The 18,340-nt window shown below is 67.9% G+C and carries 19 protein-coding genes; 11 read left to right on the top strand and 8 right to left on the bottom strand.

What is annotated here, in order from left to right:
- The first annotated feature begins 48 nt into the window (after positions 1-48).
- The 8 genes from WS57_RS12200 (at position 49) to WS57_RS12165 (ending at position 7,324) form a co-directional block, all read left to right on the top strand.
- Entirely contained in the window at positions 49-1,560 is a 1,512-nt protein-coding gene (locus WS57_RS12200; RefSeq protein ID WP_069244273.1) for a 2-hydroxymuconic semialdehyde dehydrogenase, read from the top strand.
- Positions 1,561-1,588: 28 nt separating this feature from the next.
- Entirely contained in the window at positions 1,589-2,371 is a 783-nt protein-coding gene (gene dmpE, locus WS57_RS12195; protein ID WP_059516258.1) for a 2-oxopent-4-enoate hydratase, read from the top strand.
- A 40-nt stretch (positions 2,372-2,411) separates the two neighbouring features.
- On the top strand, positions 2,412-3,335 hold the full coding sequence (locus WS57_RS12190) for an acetaldehyde dehydrogenase (acetylating) (protein ID WP_006397651.1): 924 nt from the start codon (positions 2,412-2,414) through the stop codon (positions 3,333-3,335).
- Between the two features lie 55 nt (positions 3,336-3,390).
- Positions 3,391-4,437, top strand: a complete 1,047-nt coding sequence (dmpG, locus tag WS57_RS12185; RefSeq protein WP_069244272.1) for a 4-hydroxy-2-oxovalerate aldolase — start codon at positions 3,391-3,393, stop codon at positions 4,435-4,437.
- Positions 4,434-5,222, top strand: coding sequence for a 2-oxo-3-hexenedioate decarboxylase (dmpH, locus tag WS57_RS12180; RefSeq protein ID WP_069244271.1), 789 nt, complete (start codon positions 4,434-4,436; stop codon positions 5,220-5,222). The genes dmpG and dmpH overlap by 4 nt, the downstream gene beginning before the upstream one ends.
- Positions 5,223-5,250: 28 nt before the next feature.
- Entirely contained in the window at positions 5,251-5,442 is a 192-nt protein-coding gene (locus WS57_RS12175) for a 2-hydroxymuconate tautomerase (protein ID WP_006413927.1), read from the top strand.
- A 33-nt stretch (positions 5,443-5,475) separates the two neighbouring features.
- Positions 5,476-6,297, top strand: coding sequence for an alpha/beta fold hydrolase (locus tag WS57_RS12170; RefSeq protein ID WP_059604301.1), 822 nt, complete (start codon positions 5,476-5,478; stop codon positions 6,295-6,297).
- Positions 6,298-6,421: 124 nt separating this feature from the next.
- On the top strand, positions 6,422-7,324 hold the full coding sequence (locus WS57_RS12165; protein WP_069244270.1) for a SphA family protein: 903 nt from the start codon (positions 6,422-6,424) through the stop codon (positions 7,322-7,324).
- A 71-nt stretch (positions 7,325-7,395) separates the two neighbouring features.
- Here the strand turns inward: WS57_RS12165 and hndA are convergent, their stop codons facing one another.
- Complete coding sequence (gene hndA / locus WS57_RS12160) at positions 7,396-8,346, bottom strand: 2-hydroxy-1-naphthoic acid nonoxidative decarboxylase (RefSeq protein WP_069244269.1); 951 nt, start codon at positions 8,344-8,346, stop codon at positions 7,396-7,398.
- Between the two features lie 122 nt (positions 8,347-8,468).
- Here hndA and WS57_RS12155 point away from each other — a divergent pair, with 122 nt between their 5' ends.
- On the top strand, positions 8,469-9,353 hold the full coding sequence (locus tag WS57_RS12155) for a LysR substrate-binding domain-containing protein (RefSeq protein ID WP_059477579.1): 885 nt from the start codon (positions 8,469-8,471) through the stop codon (positions 9,351-9,353).
- A 36-nt stretch (positions 9,354-9,389) separates the two neighbouring features.
- Here the strand turns inward: WS57_RS12155 and dbpA are convergent, their stop codons facing one another.
- The 5 genes from dbpA to WS57_RS12130 all read right to left on the bottom strand — a co-directional run bounded on the left by dbpA (position 9,390) and on the right by WS57_RS12130 (position 14,280).
- Positions 9,390-10,784: an ATP-dependent RNA helicase DbpA gene (dbpA, locus tag WS57_RS12150; protein WP_009693031.1), complete on the bottom strand. Its 1,395-nt coding sequence runs from the start codon at positions 10,782-10,784 to the stop codon at positions 9,390-9,392.
- Between the two features lies 1 nt (position 10,785).
- The gene (locus tag WS57_RS12145) at positions 10,786-10,983 is read right to left on the bottom strand and encodes a hypothetical protein (protein WP_009693032.1); all 198 of its coding nucleotides are present in this window, start codon (positions 10,981-10,983) and stop codon (positions 10,786-10,788) included.
- Positions 10,984-11,263: 280 nt separating this feature from the next.
- Complete coding sequence (gene mqo, locus WS57_RS12140) at positions 11,264-12,907, bottom strand: malate dehydrogenase (quinone) (protein WP_059516248.1); 1,644 nt, start codon at positions 12,905-12,907, stop codon at positions 11,264-11,266.
- A gap of 525 nt (positions 12,908-13,432) precedes the next feature.
- Positions 13,433-13,720: a hypothetical protein gene (locus WS57_RS12135; RefSeq protein WP_069244268.1), complete on the bottom strand. Its 288-nt coding sequence runs from the start codon at positions 13,718-13,720 to the stop codon at positions 13,433-13,435.
- A 71-nt stretch (positions 13,721-13,791) separates the two neighbouring features.
- Positions 13,792-14,280: an Lrp/AsnC family transcriptional regulator gene (locus tag WS57_RS12130; protein WP_040130616.1), complete on the bottom strand. Its 489-nt coding sequence runs from the start codon at positions 14,278-14,280 to the stop codon at positions 13,792-13,794.
- Positions 14,281-14,396: 116 nt separating this feature from the next.
- On the opposite strand from WS57_RS12130, the gene WS57_RS12125 reads away from it, so the two are divergent.
- A complete protein-coding gene (locus WS57_RS12125; protein ID WP_059477584.1) occupies positions 14,397-15,434 on the top strand; it encodes a histone deacetylase family protein in 1,038 nt (345 codons plus the stop codon).
- Positions 15,435-15,504: 70 nt separating this feature from the next.
- Positions 15,505-16,647, top strand: coding sequence for a branched-chain amino acid ABC transporter substrate-binding protein (locus WS57_RS12120; RefSeq protein ID WP_069244267.1), 1,143 nt, complete (start codon positions 15,505-15,507; stop codon positions 16,645-16,647).
- Positions 16,648-16,669: 22 nt separating this feature from the next.
- Here WS57_RS12120 and WS57_RS12115 read toward each other — a convergent pair whose 3' ends face one another.
- Together WS57_RS12115 and WS57_RS12110 are read right to left on the bottom strand one after the other, a co-directional pair.
- On the bottom strand, positions 16,670-17,215 hold the full coding sequence (locus tag WS57_RS12115) for an NUDIX hydrolase (protein ID WP_236871893.1): 546 nt from the start codon (positions 17,213-17,215) through the stop codon (positions 16,670-16,672).
- Between the two features lie 104 nt (positions 17,216-17,319).
- Positions 17,320-18,189: a mechanosensitive ion channel family protein gene (locus WS57_RS12110; protein ID WP_040130612.1), complete on the bottom strand. Its 870-nt coding sequence runs from the start codon at positions 18,187-18,189 to the stop codon at positions 17,320-17,322.
- Positions 18,190-18,340 lie beyond the last annotated feature (151 nt).

Below are 18,340 nucleotides of genomic sequence, written 5' to 3'. Positions count from 1 at the left end.
CTCGGGAACGCACCCGATCACGGATTCACGATTATCGGCAGACACATCATGTACGACACGGAACCGATCGCCGCGACACGCGGCCCCGCCGGCGGGCAGCCGGAACCACGGCTCGTCCGCAACTTCATCGACGGCGAGTATCGCGCGGGCGAACGCTGGTTCGACAAGCGCTCGCCGCTCGACAACACGCTGATTGCGCGTGTCGCCGAAGCGAGCCGCGCCGATGTCGACGCGGCCGTGCAGGCAGCCCGCGCCGCGCTCGCAGGTCCGTGGGGCAGCCTCAGCGTCGCGCAGCGCGTCGAGATGCTGTATGCGGTCGCCGACGGCATCACGCGCCGCTTCGACGACTTCCTCGAAGCCGAGGTCGCCGACACCGGCAAGCCGGTGAGCCTCGCGAGCCATATCGACATCCCGCGCGGCGCGGCGAACTTCAAGGTGTTCGCCGACGTCGTCAAGAACGTGCCCGGCGAAACCTTCGAAATGGCGACGCCGGACGGCGCGGGCGCGCTCAACTATGCGATCCGCCGGCCGGTCGGCGTGGTCGGCGTGATCTGTCCGTGGAACCTGCCGCTGCTGCTGATGACCTGGAAAGTCGGGCCCGCGCTCGCGTGCGGCAACACGGTCGTCGTGAAGCCGTCCGAGGAAACGCCGCAGACGGCCGCGCTGCTCGGCGAGGTGATGAACGCGGCGGGCGTGCCGCGCGGCGTCTACAACGTCGTGCACGGCTTCGGGCCCGCGTCGGCCGGCGAATTCCTGACGACGCATCCGGGCGTGAACGCGATTACGTTCACGGGCGAGACGCGCACCGGCGCCGCGATCATGAAGGCCGCGGCCGACGGCGCGCGGCCGGTCAGCCTCGAGATGGGCGGCAAGAACGCGGCGATCGTGTTCGCGGACTGCGATTTCGACGCGGCCGTCGAAGGCACGCTGCGCTCGTGCTTCGCGAATACGGGGCAGGTCTGTCTCGGCACCGAGCGCGTCTATGTCGAGCGCCCGCTGTTCGAGCGTTTCGTCGCCGCGCTGAAGGCCGGCGCCGAAAGCCTGCGGCCGGGCCGGCCGGAAGCGGACACGACCGGCATCGGGCCGCTGATCAGCCACGAGCATCGCGACAAGGTGCTGTCGTACTACCGCAAGGCGGTCGAGCTCGGCGCGACGGTCGTGACGGGCGGCGGCGTGCCCGACATGCCGGCCGGGCTGCGCGACGGCGCCTGGGTGCAGCCGACGATCTGGACCGGCCTCGACGACGATTCGCCGATCGCGCGCGAAGAAATCTTCGGGCCGTGCGCGCTCGTGATGCCGTTCGACACCGAGGCCGAGGTGATCGGCCGCGCGAATGCGAATGCATACGGGCTGTCCACCGCGATCTGGACCGCCAACCTGTCGCGCGCGCATCGCGTTGCGGCATCGATCGAGGTCGGCATCGCATGGGTCAATTCCTGGTTCCTGCGCGACCTGCGCACCGCATTCGGCGGCGCGAAGCAATCGGGCATCGGCCGCGAAGGCGGCGTGCATTCGCTGGAGTTCTACACGGAACTGCGCAACGTGTGCATCAAGCTCTGATCCCTTTTCTCCTGACCGGAAGATTCATATGGACTCCACGTTGATCACCACGCTGGGCGACCGGCTGTACGACGCGATGACGTCGCGTACGCCCGTCTCGCCGCTCACGTCGCAGCACGAAGACCTGTCGGTCGACGACGCCTACCGGATCCAGCAGCGCTTCGTGCAGCGCCGCACGGAGGCAGGCGAGACCGTCATCGGCAAGAAGATCGGCGTCACGTCGAAGGCCGTGATGGACATGCTCGGCGTGTACCAGCCCGATTTCGGCTACCTGCTGTCGGGGATGGTGTACGGCGAAGGCGAATGCATTGCACTCGACACGCTGATCCAGCCGAAGGCGGAAGGCGAGATTGCGTTCGTGCTGAAGCGCGACCTGCTCGGCCCCGGCGTGACGAACGCGATGGTGCTGGCTGCGACCGAATGCGTGATGCCGTGCTTCGAGATCGTCGATTCGCGGATCCGCGACTGGAAGATCCGCATCGGCGACACCGTCGCGGACAACGCGTCGTGCGGCGTGTTCGTGCTCGGCGACAAGGCGGTGAGCACGCGCAGCGTCGACCTCGCGACCTGCGGGATGGTGCTCGAGAAGAACGGCGACGTGATCGGCACGGGCGCGGGCGCGGCGGCGCTCGGCTCGCCGGTGAACGCCGTCGCGTGGCTCGCCAACACGCTCGGCCGCCACGGCATCGCGCTGCGGGCCGGCGAAGTGATCCTGTCCGGCGCGCTGGCCGCGATGGCGCCGGTCGGTCCCGGCGACAACTTCCGCGTGTCGATCGGCGGTATCGGCGCGTGCTCGGTGCGGTTCGCGTGAGCGGCGCCGTTCTCATTCACTGGCAAACAAGGACTTCCCCATGACCCGGAAAATCCGTTGCGCGCTGATCGGCCCCGGCAATATCGGCACCGACCTGCTCGCCAAACTGATGCGCAGCCCCGTGCTCGAACCCGTGTGGATGGTCGGCATCGATCCCGATTCCGACGGCCTGAAACGCGCCCGCGAGCTTGGCCTGAAAACCACCGCGGACGGCGTCGACGGCCTGCTGCCGCACGTGCAGGCCGACGGCGTGCAGATCGCGTTCGACGCGACGAGCGCCTACGTGCATGCCGAGAACAGCCGCAAGCTGAATGCGCTCGGCGTGCTGATGATCGACCTGACGCCGGCCGCGATCGGCCCGTACTGCGTGCCGCCCGTGAACCTGAAGGATCACATCGGCTCGGGCGAGATGAACGTGAACATGGTCACCTGCGGCGGCCAGGCGACGATTCCGATGGTGCGCGCGATTTCGCGCGTGCAGCCGGTCGCATACGGCGAGATCGTCGCGACCGTGTCGTCGCGCTCGGTCGGCCCCGGCACGCGCCGCAACATCGACGAATTCACGCGCACCACGGCGGCCGCCGTCGCGCAGGTCGGCGGCGCGAAGCAGGGCAAGGCGATCATCGTGATCAATCCGGCCGAGCCGCCGCTGATCATGCGCGACACCGTGCACTGCCTGACCGAGGACGCGCCCGACGAGGCGCGCATCGTCGAATCGGTGCACGCGATGATCGCCGACGTGCAGCGCTACGTGCCCGGCTACCGGCTCGTCAACGGCCCGGTGTTCGACGGACGGCGCGTGTCGGTGTACCTCGAGGTCGAAGGCCTCGGCGACTACCTGCCGAAATACGCGGGCAACCTCGACATCATGACGGCCGCCGCTGCGCGCACCGCCGAGATGTTCGCCGAAGAGCTGCTGGCCGGCCGCCTCGCGCTCGCGCCGGCCGCGCCGGCCACCGCGTGACGCGCGCCGCGGCGCGCCCGCGAATTTCGAACCCACGGACGAACAAGGAACGGCAATGAATCTCAAAGGCAGGCGAATCACCGTCCACGACATGACGCTGCGTGACGGCATGCACCCGAAGCGTCACCAGATGACGCTCGACCAGATGCGCTCGATCGCGGCCGGGCTCGACGCGGCCGGCGTGCCGCTGATCGAGGTCACGCACGGCGACGGGCTAGGCGGCGCATCGGTCAACTACGGGTTTCCCGCACACACTGACGCCGACTATCTCGGCGCCGTGATCCCGCTGCTCAAGCGCGCGAAGGTGTCGGCGCTGCTGCTGCCGGGCATCGGCACCGTCGATCACCTGAAGGAGGCGCATGCGCTCGGCGTGCATACGATCCGCGTCGCGACGCATTGCACCGAGGCCGACGTGTCGGAGCAGCACATCGCGATGGCGCGCCAGCTCGACATGGATACCGTCGGCTTCCTGATGATGAGCCACATGAACAGCCCGGAAGGGGTCGTCAAGCAGGCGAAGCTGATGGAGTCGTACGGCGCGAACTGCGTCTACATCACCGACTCGGCCGGCTACATGCTGCCCGACGACGTGAAGGCGCGCCTCGCCGCGGTACGCGACGCGCTGCGGCCCGAGACCGAGCTCGGCTTTCACGGCCACCACAACCTCGCGATGGGCGTCGCGAACTCGATCGCCGCGATCGAGGCCGGCGCGAACCGGATCGACGGCGCGGCGGCCGGGCTCGGCGCGGGCGCGGGCAATACGTCGCTCGAGGTGTTCGTCGCGGTCTGTGAGCGGATGGGAATCGAGACCGGCGTCGACGTGTGGAAGATCCAGGACGTCGCCGAGGATCTCGTCGTGCCGATGATGGATTTCCCGATCCGCATCGACCGCGACGCACTGACGCTCGGCTATGCGGGCGTGTACGGCTCGTTCCTGCTGTTCGCGAAGCGCGCGGGCGACAAGTACGGGATTCCCGCGCGCGACATCCTCGTCGAGCTGGGCCGGCGCGGCATGGTCGGCGGGCAGGAGGACATGATCGAGGACACCGCGCTGACGCTCGCGAAGGCGCGCGCGGCGCACGCAAAGCAGGAGGCCGCATGAATCTTTCGACCGACCTCGTCGAATCGCTCGCCGCGCATCTCGACGACTGCATGCGCGACGCGCGCGACACGACCAAGATCACCGACCGTCACCCGGAGATGGACTGGGACGACGCGTATGCGGTGCAGGATGCGATCCGCCGCCGGCAGCTCGCGCGCGGCGCGCGGATCGTCGGCTTCAAGGCCGGGCTGACCTCGCACGCGAAGATGCGCCAGATGGGCGTCGACACGCCGGTGTTCGGCTTCCTGACCGACGTCTACGACCTGCCCGAAGGCGGCGAGTGCGACACGTCCGCCCTGATCCACCCGAAGGTGGAGCCCGAGATCGCGTTCGTCACGAAGGCCGAGCTGAAGGGGCCGGGCTGCCATATCGGCGCGGTGCTCGCCGCGACCGACTTCGTCGTCGCCGGCATCGAGGTGATCGACAGCCGCTACCGCGACTTCAGGTTCGACCTGAAGAGCGTGGTGGCCGACAACACGTCGGCTGCGCGCTTCGTCGCGGGCGGGCGCCCGCTTGCGGTGGACGGCGTCGACCTGCGCACGCTCGGCATCGTGCTCGAGAAGAACGGCCTGCCCGTCGCGTTCGGCGCCGGCGCGGCGGTGCTCGGGCATCCGGCCGCCGCGATCGCGATGCTCGCGAACCATCTCGGCGCGCGCGGCGAGTCGATTCCGGCCGGCAGCCTGATCCTGTCGGGCGGCATTACCGAGGCGGTGGCGGTCGAGGCCGGCGACAGCGTGACGCTGCGCGTGCAGGACATCGGCTCGATCGGCCTGCGCTTCCTCTGAACGCAGCACGACGAAACGGGAGGCCATCGTGCCGATTGCTCATCTGTACATCCTCGAAGGCCGCGACGACGACAGGAAGGAACGCCTGATCGCCGAGGTCACCGAGGCCATTCATCGCTCGCTCGATGCACCGGTCGAATCGGTGCGCGTGATCATCACCGAGATGCCGAAAGCGCATTTCGGGATCGGCGGGCAGAGCGCGAAGCGGCGCGGGCGCTGACGCGCGCCGCGCGACAAACGACTGGGGAGCGTCATGTCAACCAACCCTGAAATCGGCCGCCGGATCGTCGCCGGCGGCATCGACACGAACTATCACGACCTCGGCGACGGGCCGCCCGTGCTGCTGATTCATGGCTCGGGGCCGGGCGTGACGGCCTATGCGAACTGGCGGCTGACGATGCCGGCGCTCGCGCAACAGTTTCGCGTGATCGCGCCGGACATGGCGGGATTCGGCGAGACCGAGCGTCCGGCCGGCTACCGCTATTCGATGGACAACTGGGTCGATCACGCGCTCGGCCTGCTCGACGCGCTCGGCGTCGAGCGCGCGCACGTGATCGGCAATTCGTTCGGCGGCGCGCTGGCGCTCGCGCTCGCGATTCGCGCCCCGGCGCGCGTCGGCCGGCTCGTGCTGATGGGCGCGGCCGGCACGCGCTTTACGCTGACCGAAGGGCTCGACGCCGTGTGGGGCTATACGCCGTCGATCGCGAACATGCGTTCGCTGCTCGACGTGTTCGCGTTCGACCGCACGCTCGTGAACGACGAGCTTGCGAAGCTGCGCTACGAAGCGAGCGTACGGCCCGGCTACCAGGAGGCGTTCGCGAACATGTTTCCGGCGCCGCGCCAGCGCTGGGTCGATGCGCTCGCGAGCGACGAAGCGCGGCTGCGCGCGCTGCCGCACGACACGCTGATCGTGCACGGGCGCGAGGACCGCGTGATTCCGCTCGCGAGTTCGCAGAAGCTGCTCGAACTGCTGCCGAACGCGCAGCTGCATGTGTTCGGTCGGTGCGGGCACTGGACGCAGATCGAACACGCGGCGCGTTTCAACCGGCTCGTCATCGACCATTTCAACGAGTAGCGCGTCTGTGCAGGACGCGTTGCCGTCATGTGCCGAATACGACGGCGCGTGGCGGTAACGCGGAGCGTTTGCGTCCGAATCAATATAAGAAATTCACTCAGTACTACCAATATTGGAGACATCGATGAAACGAAAGGCTGCATTCGGAGTGATGTCGCTCGCCGCGTGCGCGGGCATCGCGTTGAGCACCGGCGCATCGGCGACGGAGGGCGGCGGCGATACGATCGGCGAGGGTGCCGAGGCGTTTTTCGCGGGCGCGCTGCCGCCGGCGGGACTGTACGGGCTGCTGTACTACACGCACTACCATGCGTCGCGCTTCAACGATTCGCACGGCAACGGCTCGGTGCCGGGCTTCAAGCTCGATGCGGACGTGCTGATTCCGCGCGTGGTCTGGATGTCGAACCTGTCGGTGCTCGGCGGGCGCTACGGCGCCTATGCGGTGCTGCCGATGGAGCATCTGGCGCTGGATGCGGGCGGCGCGTCGTTCGATCGCACCAATCTCGGCGACCTGATCGTGAGCCCGGCGCTGATCGCATGGGGCTCGGGCGCGTTGCGCACGGTGGCCGCGATCGAATTCGTGTTCCCGACCGGCCAGTACGACATGCATGCGGCGCTGAACACCGGCAAAAACTATTACACCGCGCGGCCGGTGTTCGGCGTGACGTGGCTGCCGAACGACAAGGTCGAGGTGTCCGCGAAGATCACCTACAGCTTCAATTCGCCGAACAAGGACACACACTACCACTCGGGGAACCTGTTCCATGTCGACTACTCGGCGAGCTATGCGGTGACGCCGAAGGCGCGCGTCGGGCTGTCGGGCTATTTCGTCAAGCAGACGACGGACGACATGCAGAACGGGCAGCCGGCCGCCGGCGACGGCTTTCGCGGGCAGACGTTCGCGATCGGGCCGGGGTTTCGCTATCAGTTCAGCAAGATCAGCGTGGAGGCGCGCGTCGTGAAGGAGTTCTTCGTGCGCAACCGGCCGGCGGGCGAGGCCGTGTGGGCGAAGGCCGTGATCCCGTTCTGACGGTGTCGGGTGGTTGACTCGGCATGCGTGACGCCGCCGTCGCGGCGGGCGTCACGTTGCGCGTTGTCGCGTCAGCGCGCGAGTTCGGCGAGGCGCGGGAACAGCGGCAGCGCGTTCGTGCGATTGATCGCGGCGTGCCGGTCGGCGTCCGGCGCGGGATACGCGTCGAGCGCCGCGGTGAACGACGTGCCGACGGACGCCGGCGCATACGGGAAGTCGCTGCCGTACAGCACGCGATCGGGCTGCGCGAACGCGGCGAGGCTCGGCAGCGCGGACGGCGCCGACAGCGCGGTATCGAAATAGAAGCGGCGCAGCAGGTCGAGCAGCCCGTCGCGGTTGGGCACGTCGTCGCGCACGCCCGGCGCGAGTTCGGCGAAGCGGTACGCGGCGTACGGCAGGAAGCCGCCGGCATGCGACAGGATGATGCGCACGTTCGGGTAGCGCGCGATCACGCCGTTGAGCACCAGTTGCAGTGCCGTGCGGGTCGTGTCGAACGGATAGTCGAGCAGCGGTCCGGGGATGCCGGGGAGCATGTCGATCGCGGGCTTCGCCGGGTGGATGAACACGACCGCGCGGCGGCGGTCGAGCGCGGCCCACACGGGTTCGAACGCTGGGTCGCCGAGATACGTGCCGCCGTAGTTGCTGAGCAGCACGACGCCGTCGGCGTGCAGCGCGTCGAACGCGTGGTCGATCTCGGCCAGCGTGCCGTCGACGTCGGGCAGCGGCAGCGTCGCGAAGTTGCCGAAGCGGGTCGGCCATTGCGCGACGAGGCCGGCCATGTATTCGTTGATGCGGCGGGCCATATCGCGCTTGGCGCTGCCGTTCCAGCCCTGCACGCCGGGCGCCGTCAGCGACAGCACACCGGTCTCGATCTGCAGCGAATCCATGAAGGCGAGTGCGCTTTCCGGGCTCCAGGCCGGGCTTCGCCAGCCGGACGGATCGCCGCCGTGCGCCGGCAGTGCGTCGGCCCAGAACGGCGGCACGACATGCTGGTGAACATCGATGCGGTGACGATCGGTCATGATTCGGCTCCTGTGAAAACGGGCTGCGTCGCAGCGCTCGATCGACAGGATGCGCGCGGTTGATTTTTCGATCCAATAGATTAAATTTCAGGATTGATTGTTTTGCGTGATCAATCGAGCGTATGGATCTTCGACATTTGCGCTACTTCCTCGCGGTGGCCGAGGAGGGGCATTTCGGTCGCGCGGCGGAGCGCCTGCATATCGTGCAGCCCGCGCTCAGCGTGCAGATCCGCGCGCTCGAGGACGAGCTGGGCACGGCGCTGTTCGTGCGCAGCACGCGCAAGGTGATGCTGACGGATGCCGGCCGGCTGCTGGTGACCGAGGCGCGGCGCACGCTCGAGCAGGCCGAGCGTGCGAAGACGCTGATCCAGCGTGCCGCGCGGGGCGAGACGGGCGTGGTGCGCATCGGCTTCGTCGGCAATGCGGTCGCGACGGGGCGGCTGTCGGACGACCTGATCGCGTTTCATGCGGCCTGGCCCGGCGTGGCGCTCGAACTGCACGAAATGGCGCCCGCCGCGCAGCAGGACGCGATCCTCGCGGGCCGGCTCGACATCGGCTATTGCCCGGCGTTCGGCACGGCCTTCGATGCGAAGCTGTCGGTGCGAACGGTCGGCAGCTGGGCGTGGCAGGTGGTGATGAGCGACCGGCATCCGCTCGCGAAGCGGCGCACGGTGCCGATCGCGGCGCTGATGGACGAGCCGTTCATTCTCTATGCGGCCGACGGCGACGACGAAGGGCAGCTCGCGGTGCTGCGGCAGGTGCTCGGCCGCGCGCCGCGCGTCGCGCACAAGGTGAGCAGCACGCTGTCGGTGCTGGCGCTGACGGGCGCGGGCCTCGGCGTGGCGCTCGCGCCGGCGCCGCTGAGCCGGATCGCGGCGCCGAACGTCGTCTATCGGAAACTCGGGAAGGGCGGGCCGCGATCGGAGCTCGTCGCGCTGAGCCGGATCGGCGCGGAATGGGGGGCGGTGGAACGGTATCTGGCGATGCTGGGCGAGCGCGCCGCGTAAGCGCCGCAGCGGGCGCTCGCGCGGCGCGCGTCGGCGTCATTCGTCCATCAGCCGGACCTTCACGCGCTTGCCCTTGATCTTGCCCGCATTGAGCTTGCGCAGCGCGTCCTGGGCGATACCACGCTCGACTGCGACGTAGGTCGAGAACTCGGTCACGTTGATCTTGCCGATCTGCTTGCCGTCGAATCCCGCATCGCCGGTCAGTGCGCCGAGCACGTCGCCGGGACGGATCTTGTCCTTGCGTCCGCCGAGGATCTGCAGCGTTTCCATCGGCGGCAGCAGCGTCTGGTCGCTGGCCGGCTTCAGCTCGGCGAGCGGATGCCATTCGACGTCGCGCTTCTGCGCCTGCTCGATCGCGCCGACGCGTCCCATCTCGTCCATGCTCGCGAGGCTCAGCGCCCAGCCTTCCTGATCGGCGCGGCCGGTGCGGCCGATGCGGTGCACGTGCACCTCGGGATCGGGCGTCACGTCGACGTTGATCACCGCCTCGAGCTGCGCGATGTCGAGCCCGCGCGCGGCGACGTCGGTCGCGACGAGCACCGAGCAGCTGCGGTTCGCGAACTGGATCAGCACCTGGTCGCGCTCGCGCTGGTCGAGCTCGCCGTGCAGCGCAAGCGCATGAAAGCCCTGCGCGTGCAGCACGTCGAGCAGATCGCGGCACTGCTGCTTGGTGTTGCAGAACGCGATCGTGCTGACCGGCCGGTAATGGTTCAGCAACATGCCGACCGCATGCAGCCGCTCGGTTTCCGTCACTTCGTAGAAGCGCTGGCGGATCTTGCTGTCGTCGTGGCGCTCTTCGAGCTTCACTTCCTTCGGGTTGCGCAGGAACTGCTGGCTCAGCTTCGCGATGCCGTCCGGATAGGTCGCGGAGAACAGCAGCGTCTGGCGCGTCGGCGGGCACAGGCGCGCGACTTTCGCGATGTCGTCGAAGAAGCCCATGTCGAGCATGCGGTCGGCTTCGTCGAGCACGAGCGTGTTCAGCGCATCGAGCTGCAGATTGCCGCGATCGAGGTGATCCATGATGCGGCCCGGCGTGCCGACCACGATGTGCGCGCCGTGCTCGAGGCTCTGCGCCTGCGGGCGCATCGGCGTGCCGCCGCACAGCGTCAGCACCTTGACGTTTTCCTCGGCGCGCGCGAGGCGGCGCACTTCCTGTGCGACCTGGTCCGCGAGTTCGCGCGTCGGGCACAGCACCATCGCCTGCACGTCGAAGCGGCGTGCGTCGAGGCGCGACAGCAGCGCGAGCGAGAACGCGGCGGTCTTGCCGCTGCCGGTCTTCGCCTGCGCGATCAGGTCGTGGCCGGCGAGCGCGATCGGCAGGCTCGCGGCCTGGATCGGCGTCATGTCGACGTAGCCGAGCTGCGCGAGATTGGCGAGTGCGGCGGGCGTCAGCGGCAGCGCGCTGAAGGGAGTCGGCGTCGGCTGGCTCATGTCAGGACAGGTCTCCGAGGTAAGGGCGGCCCGCCATCTGCTCGTAGACGACATTGCCCTCGTCGTCTTCGAAGCGCTCGAGATAGTTGCGCGCGCCGCACAGCGGGCAGCGGAACAGCAGGCCCTGGCCTTCGTCCTTGATGACGACGTCGGACGTCGCCCACTGCGTGCCGCAGCTCTGGTTTCGGCAGGTAAACACGGTCATTCTCCAGCTTGATTCGGTTGATGGCGCGCCCGGGCGGGCGCGGCCATGGCGTGCGGCGCTCGCGCGGTTCGGGCGCGGGCCGCGCCGGCGGCCGCGTGGTGGTGCGGTTGCGCCGATACGGAGGGTGGATCGGGCGGCGACGGGGTCGCGCGTGCCGCAATTCTAGCGGATGCGGGCGGCGGCGGCCGGCGCGCGCGTCGTCGCGCGCGCCCGCAATGAAAAACGGCCGCTCCGGAGAGCGGCCGTGTTGCGCGGCACAGCGGCCTGCGCCGGGTTACAGCGCCATGTCGGCCGATGCCTTCGCGGGCCGGACGGCTGGCACGCCGGTCGCCTGCGACGGCGCGTCGACGTCGATCTTCGGCGGCGGCGCGAGCTGCAGCACGTCGCTCGTGTACACCCATTCCTCATACACTTTCGCCGGGCTGTCGTTCAGCTTCGTGCCGTAGCTCGGCACGATCTGGCGGATCTTCTGCTGCCACTCGGGCGTCGCGACCTTGTCCTTGAACACCTTCTGCATCAGGTTCAGCATGATCGGCGCGGCCGTCGATGCGCCCGGCGATGCGCCGAGCAGGCCCGCGATGCTACCGTCCTGCGAGCTGACGATCTCGGTGCCGAGCTTCAGCACGCCGCCCTTCACCGGGTCGCGCTTGATGATCTGCACGCGCTGGCCGGCCTGCCACAGACGCCAGTCTTCCTTCTTCGCGTTCGGGAAGTATTCCTTCAGCGCGTTGAAGCGGTCGTTGTCGGACAGCATCAACTGGCCCGCGAGATACTCGACGAGCGGGAATTCGTCGATGCCGACGCGCATCATCGGCATCACGTTGTGCGTGTTGGTGCTCTTGGCGAGGTCGAAGTACGAGCCGTTCTTCAGGAACTTGGTCGAGAACGTCGCGAACGGCCCGAACAGGATGATCTTCTTGCCGTCGATGATGCGCGTGTCGAGGTGCGGCACCGACATCGGCGGCGAGCCGACCGACGCCTTGCCGTACGCCTTCGCGAGATGCCGGCTGACGACGTCCGGGTTGTCCGTCACGAGGAACGAGCCGCCGACCGGGAACGCGCCGTAGTCCTTCGCCTCGGGAATGCCCGACGCCTGCAGCAGATGCAGTGCACCGCCGCCCGCGCCGATGAACACGAACTTCGCGTCGACCGCCTGCGGCGCTTCATCCGAATGCAGCTTGACCCACGACACGTGCCATGTGCCGTCCGCGTTGCGCGTGATGCCGCGCACTTCGCTCGACAGCGACAGCGTGAAGTTCGGCTGGCGCTGCAGGTAGCCGACGAACTGGCGCGTGATCTCGCCGAAGTTCACGTCGGTGCCGATCGGCGTCCACGTCGCGGCGACCTTCTGCTTGCGGTCGCGGCCTTCCATCATCAGCGGCACCCACTGCTTGATCTGGTCGTAGTCTTCCGAGTACTGCATGCCGCGGAACAGCGGGCTCGCCTGCAGCGCTTCGTAGCGCTTCTTCAGGAAGCGCGCATTGTCGTCGCCCCACACGAAGCTCATGTGCGGCGTCGAGTTGATGAACGAGTGCGGGTTCTTCAGCACGCCCTGGCGGACCTGCCATGCCCAGAACTGGCGCGAGATCTGGAACGACTCGTTGATCTCGATCGCCTTCGAGATGTCGATCTTGCCGTCCGCCTTTTCCGGCGTGTAGTTCAGCTCGGCGAGCGCCGAGTGGCCGGTGCCCGCGTTGTTCCAGCCATTCGAGCTTTCGAGCGCGACGCCGTCGAGGCGCTCGACCATCGCCATCGACCAGTCCGGCTGCAGCTCGTGCAGCCAGACGCCGAGCGTCGAACTCATGATGCCGCCACCCACCAGCAGGACGTCGACCTTCTTCGTGTCGGCCGCATGCGCGGACGACGCGGCCACGCAGAGCGCGAGCCCCGACAGGATTACCCGTAACGTTTTGATCACAGCAGAACCTTTTTCAACTTGGATGCATCGATTTGCCACGCCGCCCGGTGACGGACGCGATGCCGGCAGGCGCGTGCACCGGCCGCGCCGAGCGCTTCCGGCAATCCGGATCGCGAATCCGGAATTCCGGATCGGCGCGGGCCGGTGTCGCATTTGCGCACACGAAATCGATGCCAAGGACACCTTCGGATCGCTCGATGCACGCCTGCGGTCGCCGCCGCCATGCGCGCGCAACCCGCGCAGGCCCGTGTGGAAAGCCCGGCGGGACGGCGCTTCAGGCCGTGCCGGAAAGAGCCGTGCGCGACGCGTTTGCGGGGGGCGGGGTGGCAAGGGGCGCGTAATATAACCGAACTCGATTGCTGTGTCGCAAACGAATTTTGTCCTTGTTTTTGTAGGGTTTTTTGCGCGTCCGGGTTTCCGGAACGAGGCCCGCCCGAACCGGCGGAATTGTGGATAACCGCGGTCGAGGCGTCACGTCATGTCGCGTCGCGGCGTTGCACCGCGACGCGTTCGAGTAAGGTCGCGTTACTGCGTGGCGCCGTTCCGACAGAACTGCTCGTAGGCCTGCGCCGAATTCGCAAAACCCTTCTGCTTCGCGAGTTCCCACGGACGCTCGCATTGCGCGGTCGCCTCGCACCACGCGTAGCCGGCCGAGCCGATGCAGCCGTGCGCGTCGCGATCGCCGCCTGCACGCGGCGGCGCGACCTGCACAGACGACTGATCCGGCGCAGCCGGTGGCGCCGCACAGGCGCTCAATGCCGACACGCACGCGATCGCGGCGGCCAGCGGCGCGGAACGGATGAAACGCTTCATAGGGTAGTGCTCCATGGGATGCGTCCGGGAGAATCGGACGAGGCGCCCGCGTGTTCGCCGCAGCGCCGGCTTCACGCTTCCGGCACCGGCACGCGCGACGAGAACTTCACTTCGCGCAGCGCGAGGCTCGACTGGATCGACGACACGCCCGCCTGCTGGCGCAGCACGCGCTCGACGAATTCCGCATACGCATCGAGATCGGACGCGACGACCTGCAGGATGTAGTCGGCCGCGCCGGTGATCTTGTGGCACGACAGCACTTCGTCGTGACGCCGGATCACGTCCTCGAAGTGATCGGAATCCTGGCCCGAATGCATGTTGAACGTGACCTGCACGAACGCGAACACGTTCATCCCGAGCGCGCGCCGGTCGAGGTTCGCCTGATAGCCGGTGATCACGTGCTCGTCCTCGAGCCGCTTGCGCCGCCGCCAGCACGGCGTGACGCTCAGCGACAGCTTCTCGCCGAGCGTCGCGTTCGACAGCGCGCCGTCGTCCTGCAACAGCCGCAGCATCGCTCGGTCGACGCCGTCCAGTTCGACCGAAGCGCGATTTTTGCTCATTTTCGAGATTCCGTAGGCGGTTTTCTCAAAAGTGTACGAAACGCGCAAGCGAAAAGCAAAGCTATTGCCGAGCGCCGTCAATAAACTGTTGCCACCTCTCATCGCAACGGTCAACCATGCTCACGGTCTACAGCAGCGATCACCGACTGCATCGCGGCGTCGAACTGAAGGACGGCGCGATCACCGAATCGTTCGAAAATCCGCTTCGCGCCGAAACGGTGCTCGCGCAGGTGCGCGCCGCCGGTCTCGGCGACGTGATCGCGCCGAAGTCGTTCGACCGCGCGCGCTACGCGGCCGCGCACAGTACGCGCTATGTCGATTTCCTCGCCGGCGCCTGGGACGAATGGCGCGCGACCGGCCGCACCTGCCAGGCGCTGCCGCTCGTGTGGCCGGTGCGCGCGATGCCGGCCGCCGCGACGCCGCCCGCGTTCATCGACGGCAAGCTCGGCTTCTACGCGATGGACGCCGGCGCGCCGATCAACGCCGGCACCTGGGACGCAGTCAGCGCGAGCGCGAACTCGGCGCTGACGGGTGCGGACCTGCTGTCGAACGGCGGCACGCGCGCGGCCTTCGCGCTGTGCCGCCCGCCCGGCCACCACGCGGGCCGCGAGTACATGGGCGGCTACTGCTACCTGAACAACGCGGCGATCGCCGCGCAGCACGCGATCGCGCAAGGCGCGGCGCGCGTCGCCGTGCTCGACGTCGATTTCCATCACGGCAACGGCACGCAGGACATCTTCTACGACCGTGCGGACGTGCTGTTCGCGTCGATCCATGGCGAGCCGCCGGTGTCGTATCCGTACTTCTCGGGCTATGCGGACGAGCGCGGCGTGGGCGCGGGCGAAGGCTTCAACCTGAACCTGCCGCTGCCGAAGGGCACGCTGTGGGCCGAGTACGAGGCCGCGCTGGGCCGCGCGACGGCCGCGATTGCCGCCCATGCGCCCGAGCTGCTCGTCGTGTCGCTCGGCGTGGACACGTTCGAGCACGATCCGATCAGCCACTTCCGGCTCCGCTCGCCCGACTATCTGCGCATTGGCGAGGCGCTCGCGCGCCTGAAGCTGCCGACGCTGTTCGTGATGGAAGGCGGCTACATGGTCGACGAGATCGGCATCAATGCGGTCAATGTGCTGCTGGGATTCGAGGGGCGCGCGTGAGCGCATTGCGCGGCCTTCGACGAACGACGTATTCGAAGACGAACCAGGCAGGACGAGACAAGGAGACGACATGAATCGACATCACAACACGAGGTGTGCGCGTGCAGTGGCACTGGCCTGTGCGCTGTCCGCGGTTTCGGCCCATGCGGACGAGGTCGTGCGCATCGGCCACGTCGCGCCGCTGACGGGCGCGATCGCGCATTTGGGCAAGGACAGCGAGAACGGTGCGCGGCTCGCGGTCGAGGAAATCAATGCGAAGGGGCTCGTGATCGGCGGCAGGAAGGTCACGCTGCAACTCGACGCGCAGGACGACGCGGGCGATCCGCGCACCGCGACGCAGGTCGCGCAGCGGCTCGTCGACGACAAGGTGGTGGGCGTCGTCGGCCATCACAACTCGGGCACGTCGATCCCAGCGTCGCGTGTATACAGCGACGGCGGCATCGTGCAGATCTCGCAGGCGGCGACCAATCCGATGTATACGCAGCAGGGCTTCAAGACGACGTACCGCGTCGTCGCGACCGACGCACAGCAGGGGCCGGCGCTCGCCAGCTATGCGGCAAAGAGCATGGGCATCCGGACGGTGGCCGTGGTCGACGATTCGACCGCATACGGGCAGGGCCTCGCGACCGAGTTCGAGAAGGCGGCGAAGGCCGCCGGCATCCGGATCGTGTCGCGCGACGCGACCAACGACAAGGCGATCGACTTCCGCGCGATCCTCACGAAGATCAAGGGCGAGAACCCGGACGCGATCATGTACGGCGGGATGGACGCGACCGGCGGCCCGCTCGCGAAGCAGGCGCGGCAGCTCGGCGTGCGCGCGAAGATCCTCGCCGGCGACGGCGTGTGCTCGACCGACCTGCCGAAGCTCGCAGGCCCGGCCGGCGACAACGTCGGGTGCTCGGAGGCCGGCATGGCGCTCGAGAAGATGCCGGGCGGCGCGGCGTTCGTGAAGCGCTACGAAGCGCGCTACCACCAGCCGATGCAGGTGTATGCGCCGTTCTCGTACGACGCCGTCTACATCATCGTCGATGCGATGAAGCGCGCGAATTCGACGAATCCTGCGAAGGTGCTGGCCGCGATGCCGGCTACCGACTATCGCGGCGTGATCGGCGAAACGAGCTTCACGCCGCAGGGCGACCTGAAGCACGGCGTGATTTCGGTGTTCACGTACAAGGGCGGGAAGAAGTCGCTGCTCGATGTCGTGAGGATGTGATGTCGCAGCGGATCGGGATGCGTCAGGCCGCGAGATCGGCGAACGCGTCCTGATCGACTGCGCCGGGTTCGAGGCGCGGCTGCCGCAACCAGTCGAACGCGAGCTCGACGATCTGAGCGGTCGGCTGGCTGCAATGCAGCGAACCGATGGATTCGCGATCGATCCACGCGCAATGCGCAATCTCATGCGCCGGGCGTGCGATCGCGTCAGGTTCGATGTCGGCGAGAAACACGTGATGCAGTTTGTGCGTGCCTGCGATCCGGAACAGGTAGCGTGCGCGGCCGCATGCGAGACCGGTTTCTTCCTGCAACTCGCGCCGCGCGGCGTCGCGCAGCGATTCGCCGTCGCGCGGCTTGCCGCCGGGCAGTGTCCAGCGGGCATTCAACCGGGCGACCAGAAGGATCCGGTCGCCGCGTCGGCAAAGGACGGTCGCGCGTACTTTCATGGTGGTTTCCTGATCGAAGGCCCGCGTTCGAATCGGCGAGCAAAAAAATGCCGCCCGCAAGGGCGGCAAGGAACGGAGATTGGCTACCAGGACGCTGGCCGAAACCACCGTCTCGCCCAGCATGGCCATTGTCGCGACGTGCAGGTGCACAGTGAATCAGACGGGTCTGATTCGAGCGCCGCTCGCACGAAAAAGCCGATCGGAAGCGATCGCGGTCGCCGCGCCCGTCACATCTGCCGGACGCGCTCGCCGTCCGTGCGGCGCGCCGCGTCGTGCACGATATGCAGCTCGCGCGTGCGGATCGGCAGCGTGCAGTCCGCGTTCGCGAGCGCCTTGCGCGCTTGCCGCGCGAGACGCCAGCGCATGTCCCAGAACTTGTCCGTGTGCGTCCATACGCGCATGTTCGCGACGGCGGTGCTGTCGTCGAAGCGCATCACCATGACGTTCGGTTCCGGGTCCTGCAGCACGTCCGGATCGGCGAGCGCCAGCTTGCGCAGCGCGTCGAGCGCACGGTCGATGTCGTCGTGCACGGATACTTCGACTTCGAGATCGAGGCGGCGCGTCGGGTTGCGCGTGTAGTTGCGGATCGCGCTGCCCCACAGCGCGCTGTTCGGCACATACTCGCAGATGCCGTCCGGCTTGGTCAGCCGCGTCATGAACAGTCCGACCTCGTCGACGGTGCCGGCCACGCCCGTGCCGCCGTCGATGTAATCGCCGACCTTGAACGGGCGCAGCAACAGCAGCATGATGCCGGCCGCGATGTTCTGCATCGTGCCTTGCAGCGCGAGGCCGATCGCGAGGCCCGCGGCGCCGAGCACCGCGACGATGCTCGCGGTCTCGATGCCGATCTGCGACAGCGCGCCGACCATCGCGACGATGCGGATGCCCCATACCGCGACGTCGCAGAGGATCGGCCGCAGCGTGTCGTCGACGCGCTCCTTGTTGGCGAGCAGGCGGTTCAGCCAGTTGCCGATGCGCTTCGACAGCCACCAGCCGGCGACGAGCAGCGCGAGCGCGGCGCAGAGTTTGATGGAGAGCGTGGACAGCGCGTTCCACAGGAACGTCCAGCGTTCAGGGTGTAGTCGATCGAGAAACATGAAGGGATTCCGGTTGGGTGACACGATGCGCGGCGGGTTGAGCGCGCGCAGGCAGCGTTCGACCGTACCCGGCCCGCGATGGTTCGCGCATGCGGGGAGTCGGCGGCGGGCCGGGCATGCTGGCCGACGTCAGCGTCCTGATTTCGTTCGA

Source organism: Burkholderia pseudomultivorans (assembly GCF_001718415.1).
GTDB lineage: Bacteria > Pseudomonadota > Gammaproteobacteria > Burkholderiales > Burkholderiaceae > Burkholderia > Burkholderia pseudomultivorans_A.
This window is presented reverse-complemented; position numbering and strand designations above follow the sequence as displayed.